Raw genomic sequence first — 15519 nt, forward strand, 5'->3', positions numbered from 1 at the left:
TAGGAGATTAAACAATGTCAGAATATGCAATCGATATACAGAATATAACAAAAACATATAACATGTATAAAAAACCATCTGATCGTTTTAAAGAAGCACTTAATCCAATGAAAAAAACGTATCATGATCTGTTTTATGCATTAAAAGATGTCACGATGCAAATTAAAAAAGGTGAAATGATCGGATTTGTTGGAGAAAATGGATCTGGTAAATCAACAATCCTTAAAATAATTACTGGTGTTTTGACACCAACTTCTGGTTCTATGACGATTGATGGAAAAATTTCAGCACTATTAGAGTTAGGCTCTGGATTCAACCCTGAATATTCAGGGTATGAAAATATTTTTCTAAATGGAATGGTGCTTGGTTTTTCTAGGGAAGAGATGGAAGAACGAGTAGATGATGTTATCAAGTTTGCTGATATTGGCGATCATTTGTATCAACCTGTAAAAACATATTCTAGCGGGATGTTTGTTCGTTTAGCTTTTGCTGTAGCAATCAATGTAGATCCTGATATTTTGATTGTGGATGAAGCTTTGGCTGTTGGCGATTTAGAATTTCAGTTGAAATGTATGGAAAAATTCACTGAAATCAAAAATTCCGGGAAAACAATTCTTTTTGTCTCTCATGATGTTAACTCGATTCGCCGTTTTTGTGATCGTACATTTTGGTTGAAAAATGGAGAAGTTGTTGAATATGGAGACACGATGGACGTAACAACAAACTACGAAAACTTCTTGAAGAAAAAATCGATCAAAACCGTTGACCGTGAAAAAACGATCCAAAATGAAGAAACTGTTCCAGATATCATAGAAATAGATAAAGCAACGCTATTAAATCACGCGTTGGAGCCGTTAGAAATTGTTACTCAAGACGAAAAAGTTATTGTAAAATTGGAGTATACTGTTAAAAATGATACGATCAAGTCACCTGTGTGTGGTATAGCCATTCGGACAGTCGATAATAACTATGTGTGCGGATTGAATACCTTGTTGGATGGGGTCAAAATACCCTGGAAAAAAGGTGAAAATGTCTTTTATCTGGAATATGGCAAGATGTCTCTTTTAACAGGAGAATATTATTTCGATATTGCGTTCTTTGAAGAACACGCTACAGTACCTTTGGTTTATAAAACGAAATACCTGAACATGTTTATTAGCGGTCGCTATGCAGGCGAAGGCATTGTCATTTTAGATCATGAATGGAAGGATACTATTAAAGATGAAATATGATTTTGAAATGGAAGTTGACGAGAGTACTAGTGTTGGTAAAATCGTTGCCCAAATTAAAGAAAACAGTCGAGTATTAGAGTTTGGTCCAGGTAATGGTCGAATGACAAAATATTTGATGGAAGAGAAGAATTGCTATGTTGCGATCGTTGAGCTGGACAAAGAGCTTTATGATTACGTGAGCGAATTTTCTAATGACGGATTTTACGGAAATATCGATGAAGAAGCTTGGACAAAACATTTTGAAAATCAAACCTTTGATTATATCATTTTTGCTGATGTATTAGAGCATTTAATGAATCCTAAAAGTGCGCTGATGAAAGTGAAACCTTTTTTAAGTGACGAAGGTCAAATCTTGATCACTTTCCCAAATATTGCACATAATTCTGTTTTGATCGATCTATTTAATAATAAATTAGATTGGCGTGAAACAGGATTGCTTGATGCGACTCACAAGTCATTCTTCGTTCAAAGTGGGTTTGAAAAACTATTTAAAGAAGTTGGTTTATTTATTGCCAAAGAAGATTTTACAATCAATGAAGTTGGTTATAATGAGCTTGAATCCAACTATGAAGACTTGCCAGTGGAAATTCGTGCGGCGTTTAAAGCACGTCCATTCGGGGAAGTCTATCAGTATTTTTATGCGCTTTCTGCCCAACCTGTGGAAAATCCGATTCGCACAATACCAGAAAATTCAAGCTATAGAAAGAATATTCATTTTCTATATGATTGCGGTGAGGAAGATCAACAAGAATTTGATGTTCAACTTAATAACGTATCAGGTGAAAATAAAACATTTACGATTGACATACCCGATACTATTAAGTTATTAAAAATTTTCCCGAGCTTGACAGGTGCGTTAGTAGATATAGAATTGATTGTTGATGATAAGGCAATACTACCGAGTGCGACGAATGCTGTTTATAGCAAAGAAACACAGTATTTTTTCTCTGACAATCAGGTTCCAGTTATGGAAGTAAATGATAAAAAAATAGCTGGAAAAACAATGACAATCACAGTTGACTACAAATACGAAGGTAATTATTCTGAGATGATTCACGGGTTGATCGACTATACAATTGAGCTACAGGCGAATCAGTCAAAAAATACAGGAATAATGGTGAGTGAAAAACAAATGACAAAGTATAAAAAAGTATCGATTAGTAAATTTGATTCATTCATTTCGCTTAATATTGATGATATTGTTCGTCATGTTGAGGAGAAAAAAACTGTGATCCGAGGTTGGGCATATTCTAAAGAAGACAAATTACCCATTGATTTTAAAGTATCCGCTGAAACAACTGTTGAATATTCTGTTGAAAAAGAATACCGCAGAGATGTTATTGATATGTTTGAACTAAAAGGTGATCAAGAATATGGATTTGTGATTGAAGTAGTCGATGCCGAAGATCAACCAACGTATATATTGAATATTGCAACGAATAACGGACGTAAATTACAATATCGCCTAGAAAAACCTAATATGGTTCAGCCTGGTAATAAAGTTCAAAGAGCTATACGCTCTATGCAGACACGTGGCCTTGTGGGTTCAATGAAATGGTATTTTAAACGTCAAGAGCAAAAAGAAATTCCTGTTGACCCGTCAGCTATCTTAGAAGAAATCAAAACATTTGAATTCCAACCTAAAATTTCTGTGGCTGTCCCTGTTTATAATGTGGAGGAAAAATGGTTAGATGCTTGTGTGTCTTCCCTTCAAAATCAATATTATGAAAATTGGGAGCTATGTTTAGCGGATGATGCTTCGCCAAGTGACTATATTAAACCTTTACTTAAAAAGTATGCGGATGCAGATGATCGAATCAAGGTCATTTATCGCGAAAAAAATGGACATATCTCAGAAGCAACTAACTCAGCGTTAACGATTGCAACAGGTGATTATATTGGATTTATGGATAATGATGATGAATTAGCACCTCAAGCGTTATATGAAGTTGTAAAAGCCTTAAATGAAGATCAAACAATCGATTTTATCTATACAGATGAAGATAAAGTCACTGAAAGTGGCAAGCGGTTCAATGCATTCTATAAATCTAAATGGAATTCTGAGTTGATATTAAACCATAATTACATCACGCATTTTGTTGTAGTAAAACGTTCTTTAGTGGAGAAAACAGGTGGTTTAAAGACAGAATTTAACGGTGCCCAAGATTACGATTTCGTTTTACGTGCGACGGAGAAAGCAGAAAATATTGCTCATATTCCTGGCATGATGTATCATTGGCGTGCGATCGAATCATCTACTGCGTTGAATCCTGAAAGTAAAGGCTATGCGTATGTAGCAGGGCAACGTGCGGTACAAGCCGCAATGGATCGTCGTAACATCAAAGCGAACGTTGAAATTGCTGAGTTTTACGGTTCATATAAAATCAATTATATTTATGACACAATACCAAAAGTATCGATTGTACTTACTAATGATACTGCAGATATTAATGATTATCTGAAAAAATTACTTGAAAAAACAATCTATGAAAACTACGATATCGTTTTACCAAAAGCAATGAAAGAAAAAATCAAATCATCTAGTAATAAGATTGTTTATAGTGACGGTCAAACAAGAGATGAATTGATTCAATCTAGCTCTGGTGAATACACGGTTCTTTTAGATGCTGGTCTTGTTCCAACGAAAAGTAATTGGCTTGTTGAAATGATGAACATGGCGCAACAACCAACCGCTGGTGTCGTAACAGGCAGAGTAGTAGATCATCGTTACCGCATTGAGAATATCGGTATTTCTATCGATACAGAGAAAAAGCGCTTGATTTATCCAGAACAGGGAACGCCAGGAAAGAGCTTAGGGTATTATTACCGTATCGCTTTACCAAGAAATGTTCAGGCTGCCTCTGAAACATCTATGATTTTTAGAAAAGCAGATTATCTTGCGGTTTCAGGGATTACAGAAGAGCTAGGTAAAGATGTTATGGGTGTTGATTTATCCTTGAAAGTTGCTAAACAACTAGATAAAAAAATTATCTATTGTTCTTATGCGGTCTTTAAAGCAGAAGAAAAAATTCAAAATCTTGATAAAAAAGGCAATTTCAAGGCGTTAACAGATAAATGGTCTGAACAAGATTTAGTTGATCGCTATAAAAATCCAAAACGTCAGTAACATCAGACCTTTAATTGTAAGGAGCGCAAAGTATGAACGATGAGATAAAAATCATTATTGATAGTATCTATCGAGAAAAACAAACCAACAACTTAACGATAACTGGCTGGGCTTTGAATACTAATTCAAAGTCCACACCCGTTATTTCAATCAACAATCAAGAGCAAGTAATGTCTTTTGACATCAAGCGTATTTTAAGAGAAGATGTCAACCAGATTTATGAGGTAAATTCAGATGTTTTAGCGGGATTTGAAATAAAAATAGAAGGCATCCAAAAGAAAACTAAATTGGAAGTCCAATTTGTTTCAGAGAACGGAGAGTCAAGCAAAACAGAATGGATCGATTTAGCGAAAAAATATCCTCTAATTCCTGGAACCGAAGATAAGATGGCTAGATTGATGATAAAAGTACATAAAGGCATTAGTTACCTAAAAAGAAATGGGCTCAAAAGTACGATTCAGCGAGTAAAAATTGAAAAAATCAGAAATCAGTCTTCTTATCCAAACTGGTTGGAAAGAAATGAGCACTTCGATTTTGAGCAAATCAAAGCTGAAATCAGCGCATTTAACTATCAACCTAAAATTTCGATTGCTATGCCTGTTTATAATGTAGAAGAAAAATGGCTGCGTCGTTGTATTGATTCTATTTTGATCCAAGATTATTCAAACTGGGAACTTTGTATGGCAGATGATGCCTCGACAGATCCTAAAGTAAAAGAACTTTTAACGGATTATAGCAATTCAGATGAACGAATCAAAGTTGTTTTCAGACCTGAAAACGGTCATATCAGTGAGGCAACAAATTCTGCATTAGCATTAGCAACTGGAGAATTTGTGGCACTATTAGATAATGACGATGAACTGTCGAGAATTGCCTTTTATGAAGTTGTCAAAGCCTTAAATGAAAATCCTGAATTGGATTTACTTTATAGTGATGAAGATAAAATCGATATGGAAGCTAATCGTTCAGATCCATCATTTAAACCCGATTGGTCGCCTGATTTATTGTTAGGAACAAACTATATTTCTCATCTAGGTGTTTACCGCAGAACAATTCTTGAAGAAATCGGTGGTTTTAGAAAAGGCTACGAAGGGTCTCAAGATTATGATTTAGTCCTTCGATTTACTGAAAAAACAACTAGTGAACGTATTAAACATATTCCTAAAGTCCTATATCATTGGCGTATGTTGCCGACATCAACTGCTGTTGACCAATCGTCAAAAGGATATGCCTTTGAAGCAGGCCTAAGAGCGGTTCAAGATGCTTTAGTCCGTCGGAAAATCAAAGGGCATGCTACTCATGGTCGAGCAAATGGGTTGTATGATGTGTATTATGATATCGAATCAGAAGAGTTAGTTTCGATTATTATTCCAACTAAAAATGGCTATAAAGATGTTAAACGCTGTGTTTCTTCGATCATTGAAAAAACAACCTATAAAAATTATGAAATCATTATCGCGGATAATGGCAGTACAGATGAAAAAATGAAAGAATTGTATGACTCCTTTAAGCAGCAACTTGATGCTCGTTTTCGTGTGGTCGTGATTGATATTCCATTTAATTTTTCTAAAATCAATAATATTGCGGCAAAAGATGCAAAAGGCGAGTATCTCTTATTCTTAAATAATGACACTGAAGTGATCAATGCTGATTGGTTAAAATTAATGGTATCTTTTGCTCAACAAGAACGAATCGGCTGTGTCGGTGCAAAATTATTGTATCCAAATAATACGATCCAGCATGCAGGTGTAATTTTAGGATTAGGTGGAATTGCAGGGCATGGACATTATGGCTATCCGCATGGAGATTTAGGTTATTTTGGGAAATTAGCCTTGAATGTCGATTATTTAGCTGTGACGGCCGCTTGTCTGTTGATGAAAAAACAAGATTTTGAAGCTGTTTCTGGTTTTGATGAAGATTTTACAGTGGCATTTAATGATGTTGATCTTTGCTTAAAAGTAAAAGAACTAGGGCGAGATAACGTGTGGCTTCATGAAGCAGAACTTTACCATTTTGAATCTCAAACAAGAGGATATGATGATAAAGGGAAAAAGAAAAAACGTTTTGAAAAAGAAAAAGCAATGATGGAACAAAAATGGTCAACCTTGATCGACGATGATCCGTTTTATAACCCTAATCTTACAAGAGAAATACCTAATTTTTCTTATAGAGATTAGATATGAAATCAATAATTTTTAGGACGATGAAATGGAGTTAGTAATGGAAATCAATCAAGTAGAAATTAAGAAAAGTAATACGATAAAGTATCAGCTTATCAAGGTGATAGATAAACTAATCAAAGCTCGGTTTTTACTTGCTTTACTTGTGTTTATTTTACTTTTGATCTTCAAAATACATGGTAGTTCGATCAATATGTGGGATGATTATGTTTCTGATTATACGGATGATGCAGATAAACAAGGGGTGATTTTTGGTGAGCCCCGACCGATCAGATCAGATGAATGGATGGTTCAAACGCCTTACAGTCTCTCTCAAACTCAAACAGGGTTAAAAAATCATAATGAAGTCATAACAATCGATGGTCAAGACATGTTTATAGGATATAATTCTCCAGCGCTAAATTTAGCGACATTGGCTAAACCGTTTACCTGGGGCTATGTTCTTCTTGGAAAAGAAAGAGGTCTCTCTTGGTATTGGGGTCTTAAATTAATTGGTTTGATGTTATTGTCTTTTGAAATAGGATTGATTTTGACAAAGAGGAATAAGTATTTAGCGCTTCTAACGAGTGTTTGGATTCCTTTTTCTGCAGCGATTCAATGGTGGTTTGTTTCTCCAGTTGGGGATTTAGTCTTTTTTACTTTTGGCTTTTTAGTAGGCATCTATAATTACTTTTATTATCATGAAAATAAACGTTGGCGGATATTTTTTTCGTTACTAGCGAGTATTTGTGCATCAGGTTTTATACTTGAGTTATATCCAGCCCTTCAAGTACCGTTCGGCTATTTGATCGTGTTGTTTTTGATTGCTTTTTTCATTGACCTTCGCCATAAAGTGAAATTAGATAAGTTTGATACTGTTTCTATTGGCTTAGCAGTTTTTATTACTGGATTGATCGTTACGGTTTCTCTGATAACTTCGTGGGATTCGCTTATTGGTGTGATGCACACGATCTACCCAGGTAATAGAATATCTGTTGGTGGAGAGTTTGCCAAAAAAGATATTTTTCTGTTCTTAACGAATTGGAAAATGCAGTTTCGGGATGTTGTTTATGAGAATAACTCAGAATTAAGTAGTTTTTATCACTTCTTTTTTGTCATTTTATTGGTGTCTCCGTGGTTGTTTTACAAGAAGATCAAAGAGAATATCTATGGGTTTGTTTTATTCATATTTAGCTTATTTAACTTACTTTGGATGAGTGTTCGTTTTCCAATGTTTTTTGCTAAAATGAGTTTGTGGTCTTATGTACCTGAAGAACGAGCATATCTGGCATTTAGCTTTTCAGCAATTTTACTAAGTATTTGGTTTATTCAATATATTTGGGAACATAAGACATTGTCTGTGCTTTCTCAACTTTCGATTATAATTTTTAATATAGGTTTGTATTTCTTTGCTTTATATAATGGAAACTTAAGGTTATATTTGAGCAAAGTGAACATTATCATGATTTTATTATTAGCAGGGATACTTATTTTACTTCTGTTAAATAAACGAAAATACTTATTTTCACTATTACTTTTAGGCGTCGTTCTATTTACAGGAAGTGGCGTTAATCCTGTAGCGAGGGGTGTGAATGCAGTTTATGAGAAGAAAATTGCGCAAACAGTAATGGAAATAGAGAAAAAAGATCCAAATCAGGTGTGGGCGGGTGAACGTATGATGCATGCTTACTTACCAATGTTAGGTGTCCATACGTTCAACGGAACCGCATTTACGCCGAATTTAGAATCATGGAAACCACTTGATCCTACTGGGAGTCATGAAGATATATATAATCGATACTCACATATTTATGTGGAAATTAGTAATAATAAACCACAATTTGAACTGTTAAATGCAGATGCTTTTGAAGTTAGATTAGGATTGGAAGACCTGAAAAAATATAATATTAAGTATTTGGTTACTTATGAAAATATTGATAAACTTGCTACAGAAACAATCCAGTTAAAACAGCTATATGGGCCGGATACGAATAGTGCATATATTTATCAAGTGATTTACTAATTGAGAGGTCTATTGAAAGGATGTTAATATGGATAAAATCCTAAATAGAGTAAGTAGTCTAGTATTGCTGGTTACTATTGCAGCTTCATATTTGATGTGGGTAATCGGAATTGGGACAAAAACAACTTCTTTTATCTATGAAAATAGCGTATATCTTTTAGCAGCAGCAATCGCATTTGTTTTGCTACTAAAAATTAAAGAATTAACTAAAAATGACTGGGTACTGATCGTTTTGTCAGCTGGTATTTTTATATTTTACACAATGACTTCTTCTACAAGACATAGTAATCGATTTATTAATGCATCGATTCCTTTAGTTATGTTGTTCCTTCTTTGTTTCAAAAAGACTAAATTTACGAAGCTGGATTTTGGTTTATTAGGAGGAATAACAGGTCTTTCTTTAGGTGTGACTTTGTATAGGATTTACACTGAATTACCTAAACTAGTCCCAGCAGATGCGATTTGGAAAAATAGTAACAAGTTAGAAGCAATTTGGATCAATACAAATACAATTGGGATGACTCTGCTTTTATCTGTGATAATGCTGACGATTTTAATAAAATCTTTCAATATAGGCTATTTTAAATTGCTTGTTATTCCGATTTATATTGCAGGTTTTATGGCTATTTGGGTTTGTCAGTCAAAAGCTTCATTAGGAGCGCTTGTTTTATTTATTTTCATTGATAATATAGTACCTAAAAAAATATTACAGAATAATTATATACTGCTAGCGTGCTTCAGTCTGATGTTTATTTTAGGACCTGTCGTATTCTATGCGTTTTCTAAATCTGAGACACTTAATTTGTTTACAGGAAGAGAAAGAATTTGGGCTGAGTTTTTTGAAAAATGGTTTTCTAGTCTTCAGAATATGTTGATTGGTATGGAACCTTTTACGGCTTCTTGGAAGTCTTTAGGTACTCATAATAGCTATGTTTATGTTCTAGGAAACTATGGAATTATTGGCTATATCTTCTTTTTTGGAGGGCTTTTATACTTGTTAAGCTCAAATATAATTAAAAAAAGGACTCTTTCATTTTTCCAGATTAGTTTATTTTTAGGCTTTTTAGCTATCTGTGTTCAATCTACGATGGAAGATACGTTATTAGCAAATTATTGGATCCCTATTGTTTATGCTTTTGTAGGAATAGGATTACAAAAAACAGAGGAAATATCTCGTAAATAACGAGGTATTTCCGTATCTGATAAATGGTGAGCTTACGGTTGGATTGCCAGATTGTCGCTTTTTTTTTGAGTCTCAATGTGGTAACATGAAACTTGAAGTTTTTTACTAAAATCAGTGTTTTAATAAGAATGTATCAAAACTTCATACATTTAGGAAGGAAGTTAAACATGTCAACTAAAAATGAATGGAATAATGCAAAGCGAATTGCGATTATTATTGTAGATGTTTTGGTCTTCAATTTTTCTGTATTGGTTGGATTTTGGATTAAATTTGGATTTAACATTCCTTCATATAATTTTGTCGCATATGAAAATTCTGCTGTTTACATCTCGCTGTTTTTTATCTTTTTAAATTTATTGTTGGGTGCGTATGTTTTTTATAATCGAACGATCAATGACATTGTTTTTGTGACCGTCATTGGGGAATTTTTGACAATTTTGTTTATCATGACGATAACATTTGCTGGACGCTGGTTTACTTTTCCAAGATCAGTACTGATTTATACATTTATTGTAAGTATTTTATTATTGAGTTTGTGGAGAATCCTAGTATATTTTTTATATTTGAAAGTTAGCTCAATAAAAAAAGTCGTGATACTGGGTACAGAAGACAGTGTTGTCTCAGCCGCTCAAAACTTTATTAGTCATAAGAATAAAAAACATCAAGTGACAACGGTTATTGTTGATCATTATTATGAAAATCTAACGAAGCTATTGGATAAGATAGACATTGTTTATATCTCAAGTCACATCGATGAAAATGAAAAATTTAAAATTTATAAACTTGTTACAAAAGCTGAAAAGAAACTTTTCTTAAATACCAGCTTTGAGAATTTAATCATGTTGAAACCGAATATGATGAACTTTGAAGATGAAAGTATCATCGAAGTTTCTGACTTTAGAATAAAAGGTGAAGACAATTTTATTAAACGATTATTTGATATCCTTCTTTCGTTTATTTTGTTAGTTATTACATCACCGTTAATGATAATAGCAGCGATTCTTGTTAAAGCAACTTCTCCTGGGCCCATTATTTATAAGCAAACGAGAATTACGTTAAATCAAAAAGAGTTTCCTATTTTGAAATTTAGAACAATGTCTGCCACAGCAGAAGCAAAATCTGGACCGGTATTATCTACAAGTAATGATAGTCGGGTCACAGGTGTAGGTAAATATTTGAGAGCACTAAGAATAGATGAATTGCCACAATTAATTAACGTTATAAGAGGAGATATGGCGATTGTCGGTCCTAGACCTGAGCGACCATTTTTCGTTGATCAATTTAACAGTGAAAATCCTCAATATTACTTAAGGCATAATGTAAGAGCTGGAATCACAGGCTATGCGCAAGTTTATGGCAAATATGCTTCGGATTATAATAGTAAGTTGAATTTTGATTTATTATATATAAAAAACTATTCTTTACTTTTGGATTTGAAAATTTTACTCCAAACAATCAAAATTTTATTTGATAAGGTGTCGTCACAGGGCGTAGAAGAGGTCGAACGAAGTGAGAGGGATCTTTCTTTTTTAAACGAAAATAAAATTGATTTATTTAAATGAAACGAGTGAAAATAATGCAAAAAATAGCTGTTAGTGTGTTAATGTCCATCTATATTAAAGAGAAACCAGAATACTTTATTCAAGCTATGGAAAGTACGATCAATCAAACGGCGCAACCGGAAGAAATTCTTTTAGTTGAAGACGGTCCATTAACAGATGAGTTATATACACTCGTTCAGCAATATCAAGAAAAACTAGGCGATCAACTGACAGTAATTTCCCTAGAGGAGAATCGAGGACTGGGTACCGCTTTGGCTATTGGTGTAGAAAAATGTAGAAATTCGCTAATTGCTCGAATGGATACAGATGATATTATGGCGGAAAATCGCTTAGAAGTACAATATCAAGAATTTTTAAAGGATAAAGAACTGGTTATCTTGGGTTCAAATATTATTGAGTTTGAAGGAACTATTGATAATGTACTTGCAAAAAAGCGTATGCCAGAAAGTAATGAAGCCATTAGAGTATATTCTAAACGGAGAAATCCTTTTAATCATATGACAATCATGTTTAAAAAAGAGGAAGTTATAGAGGTTGGGAATTATAAGCCGTTGCCGGGATTTGAGGACTACTACTTGTGGGTGAGGCTTTTGAAAAAAGGGTATCAGGGAAGAAACTTACCTGAATATTTAGTTTTTGCTCGAACAGGTTTAGACATGTACAATCGCCGTGGTGGATTAAAGTACCTTGTCCCAGGAATTGATGCTAGAAAAAAGATCTATCAAGAAGGTCTTGGAAGCTTAAATGATTTCTTATCTGTTTCAATTGTCCATACGGTTATTTGTATCATGCCGAATAAATTGCGTGGGATGATCTATAAGAAAATGCTTAGAAAATAGCATTTTCTTATAGATTTTAATATAAAAAACTACATAGTCTTAAGTTAGGATAAACATGTTATCAACATAGAATTGAAATGACAAATTAAAGAATAGGAGTTAAATTAATGAAAAAAATATATTTAAGTATTTTATTTTCCGCAATATTGCTGTTTCCAGAACAAACAGTAAATGCTGTAACTACCTCTACTGTTGAGGATTCAGGTAGTAGTACTGAAACAAAACAAATAGATTCAACTTCTTCAGAATCAGAGACTAATCGAATGACAAGTGAAACTTCTGAACAAGATACCTCTTCTTCAACTAATCAAAGCGAAGAATCAACAAAAGCTTCTTCATCTGAGTCTGAGAATAATGAAGAATCAGAAATTATTACGGAAGAAATGAACAAACCGATGGGTGCTCATGCAAAATCTGGAACAGATAGCCGAGCAGCAAGATCACTGATTTCAGCTGATGAACCTGGTAGACCTACTAAAAGTTTTGTTGATGTTTCATCTTGGAATGGCGCGCTAAGTCAAAATGATTATTCTATTTTGAAAAGATATGGTGTTACAGGCGTAGTCGTAAAATTAACTGAAGGTACTACTTATAGAAATCCGGAAAGGTTTAATCAGACTCAAAATGCTCGAGCTCAGGGACTTAAAGTATCAGTATTTCACTATAGCCACTTTACTACAGAGCAAGGTGCTGTTGCAGAAGCTAACTACTTTGCAGATCGAGCGATCGAGATGGGTTTATCGAAAGATACGATAATGGTCAATGACGCAGAAGAACCAGAGATGAATAATGGGAGAATAACAGCTAATTCTTTAGCTTTTGCCAGACAATTGAATGCAAGAGGTTTTTACAATGTCGTTCACTATTCAATGGGGTCATGGTTTACTCCAAATATTTTAAATACTTCTGTGCTAGGTCCAGGAAATATTTGGGTTGCAAATTATCCTTATAATCCTACGATAAATGATGAATTATATAGAAGCTGGGGGGTGGCAGCTTGGCAATGGTCTTCTGAATTGGTCTTTCCAGGTGTAACTTCTGGTATTGGAAGATTTGATATAAGTCAAGATTATACTGGCCGTTTTTCAAGTGGGAAAGTTTATGACACTATTCTAGAAGAAAAAAATTATCAATATGCTGCTAAAGTTCTTCCAGCGTCAGAGTCTAAGAAGCATGGAGTGTATGATGGTATAAATAATACCGGACCTGGAATTAATCTGTTAGGGATGGGTAATCAGTTTGCTGATCAAAAAGTAAGAATCACAGGATTAGCTCGGACGAATCGTTCAACTTATCTCAGATTTACGTTGAATGGAAAGACAATGTGGATGGACAAACGGGCATTTAAGCCTGATTTAGATGCTGTCAGAGTAGAACCAACAAATCTATCACTCTATGTACGTCCAGAAGCTGAAGCTAAAAAACACGGATTGTATACACATCCAAATAACACAAGTACTGAAAATGAAGCGTTGGGGCTAGGTTCCTTGTATGCTAATCAAGCTGTTGAAGTAATAAACATTGGAAAAATATCAACTGGAGTAACAGCTTATCAATTCAGTATAAATGGAAAAATAATCGGTTGGATGGATAGTCGGGCATTTATTAGTTATGATAAAATTTTGGAAGAAAAAAACTATCAATATGCTGCAACAATTCTTCCAGAAGAAAAATCTAAAAGTCATGGGGTTTATGATGGTGTAAACAATACGAAACCTGGAATAAAACTTTTAGGAATGGGGAATCAATTTGCTAATCAAAAAGTAAGGATTACAGGATCGACAAAGACAAGTCGTTCAACCTATTTGAAATTTGTATTGAACGGAAAAACGATGTGGATGGATAGTCGAGCGTTTGCTCCTGATTTAGATACTGTCAGCGTAGAACCAACAAAATTATCGCTTTATATACGCCCAGAAGCTGAAGCTAAAAAACATGGGCTATATACACATCCAAACAATACAAATACCAAAAATGAGTTGTTGGGCATGGGCTCATTATATGCAGATAAAGCAGTTGAGGTGACTAACATAGGCAAAATTTCAACAGGCATAACAGCTTATCAATTCAGCATAAATGGACAAAATATTGGTTGGATGGATAGTCGGGCATTTATCGGTTATGACCCAATTTTAGAAGAAAAAAATACGCAGTATACTGCAGTAGTTCTTCCAGAGAATGTTTCAAAAGGACATGGAGTGTATACTGATGTAAACAACACGAAACCAGGAATAACATTTTTAGGAATGGGGAATCAGTTTGCGGATCAAAAGGTGAAAATCACAGGATCTACAAAAACGAGTCGCTCAACCTATTTGAAATTTAGCTTAAATGGACAAACAATGTGGATGGATCATCGAGCATTTAAGTCAGAATTAGATACGGTAAATGTAGAACCTACGAAACAATCATTCTTTGTACGCCCAGAAGCCGAAGCCAAAAAACATGGACTATACACACATCCTAATAATACAAGCACTGAAAGTGAATTTCTAGGAAGGGGTTCATTATATGCTAATCAAGCAGTTGAAGTGAGCAACATAGGCAAAATTTCAACAGGTGTAACGGCCTACCAATTCAGTATAGATGGAAAAAACATCGGCTGGATGGATAGTCGAGCATTCATAAGTTACGATAAGATTTTGGAAGAAAAAAATTATCGATATGCTGCAAAAATCCTCCCAGAAAACATCTCAAAAGGGCACGGAGTATATGATGATGTAAATAATACGAGACCGGGAATAACATTCTTAGGAATGGGGAATCAGTTTGCAGATCAAAAAGTAAAAATCACAGGATTAACAAAAACAAGTCGCTCAACGTATCTAAAATTTACATTAAATGGGCAAACAATGTGGATGGATCATCGAGCATTTACGCCTGATTTAGATACAGTAATTGTAGAATCGACCAACTTATCACTTTATGTACGACCAGAAGCGGAAGCGAAAAAGCATGGACTGTATACACATCCTAATAATACAAGTGCTGAAAGTGAATTTTTAGGGATGGGTTCATTATATGCTAATCAAGCAGTCAAAGTAATAAATACGGGAAAAATCTCAACAGGCATAACAGCTTATCAATTTAGTATAGATGGAAAAACCATTGGCTGGATGGATAGTCGAGCCTTCGAAAAGAGATAGATTATAAAGAGAAATAGAGGTCGAGATGAAATGTGTCTAGCTCCGAGAAATAATTGGACTAGGTGCTGGTGTCTTAACCTCTATTCTATTTTTTTATCCAAAGTATCTAAGCACATATAAAAGTCGATAAAAAATAACAGAACTACTTTACAGTTATATTAAGATAGTAGGCAAGTTATTGAAAGTTTTTATCAGATATGAGAGAATAGAAAAGGTGTGTTTTTGAAAAAAATTAAGTGTTTTGAGGA

The 15519-nt window shown here is 34.2% G+C and carries 8 protein-coding genes; all 8 read left to right on the forward strand.

Translation table 11 applies throughout. From position 1 onward, the window contains the following. The first annotated feature begins 14 nt into the window (after positions 1–14). Entirely contained in the window at positions 15–1232 is a 1218-nt protein-coding gene (locus AC4BBR_RS03850) for an ABC transporter ATP-binding protein (RefSeq protein WP_490461250.1), read from the forward strand. Next, positions 1222–4359, forward strand: a complete 3138-nt coding sequence (locus AC4BBR_RS03855) for a glycosyltransferase (protein WP_490461251.1) — start codon at positions 1222–1224, stop codon at positions 4357–4359. Before AC4BBR_RS03850 ends, AC4BBR_RS03855 begins: the two co-directional genes overlap by 11 nt. A gap of 32 nt (positions 4360–4391) precedes the next feature. Further along, positions 4392–6536, forward strand: coding sequence for a glycosyltransferase family 2 protein (locus AC4BBR_RS03860; protein WP_490461252.1), 2145 nt, complete (start codon positions 4392–4394; stop codon positions 6534–6536). Between the two features lie 31 nt (positions 6537–6567). Next, positions 6568–8541, forward strand: coding sequence for a DUF7657 domain-containing protein (locus tag AC4BBR_RS03865; protein ID WP_490461253.1), 1974 nt, complete (start codon positions 6568–6570; stop codon positions 8539–8541). A gap of 28 nt (positions 8542–8569) precedes the next feature. Further along, positions 8570–9724 (forward strand): EpaQ family protein, encoded by a 1155-nt coding sequence (locus AC4BBR_RS03870; RefSeq protein ID WP_490461254.1) that lies wholly within the window; start codon positions 8570–8572, stop codon positions 9722–9724. A gap of 167 nt (positions 9725–9891) precedes the next feature. Further along, positions 9892–11286 (forward strand): sugar transferase, encoded by a 1395-nt coding sequence (locus AC4BBR_RS03875; protein ID WP_490461255.1) that lies wholly within the window; start codon positions 9892–9894, stop codon positions 11284–11286. 14 nt (positions 11287–11300) lie between these two features. Then, positions 11301–12125, forward strand: a complete 825-nt coding sequence (locus AC4BBR_RS03880; RefSeq protein ID WP_490461256.1) for a glycosyltransferase — start codon at positions 11301–11303, stop codon at positions 12123–12125. A gap of 107 nt (positions 12126–12232) precedes the next feature. Then, positions 12233–15271 (forward strand): GW dipeptide domain-containing protein, encoded by a 3039-nt coding sequence (locus tag AC4BBR_RS03885; RefSeq protein WP_490461257.1) that lies wholly within the window; start codon positions 12233–12235, stop codon positions 15269–15271. Positions 15272–15519: the final 248 nt, after the last annotated feature.

The organism is Enterococcus sp. AMC1251, from assembly GCF_058216535.1.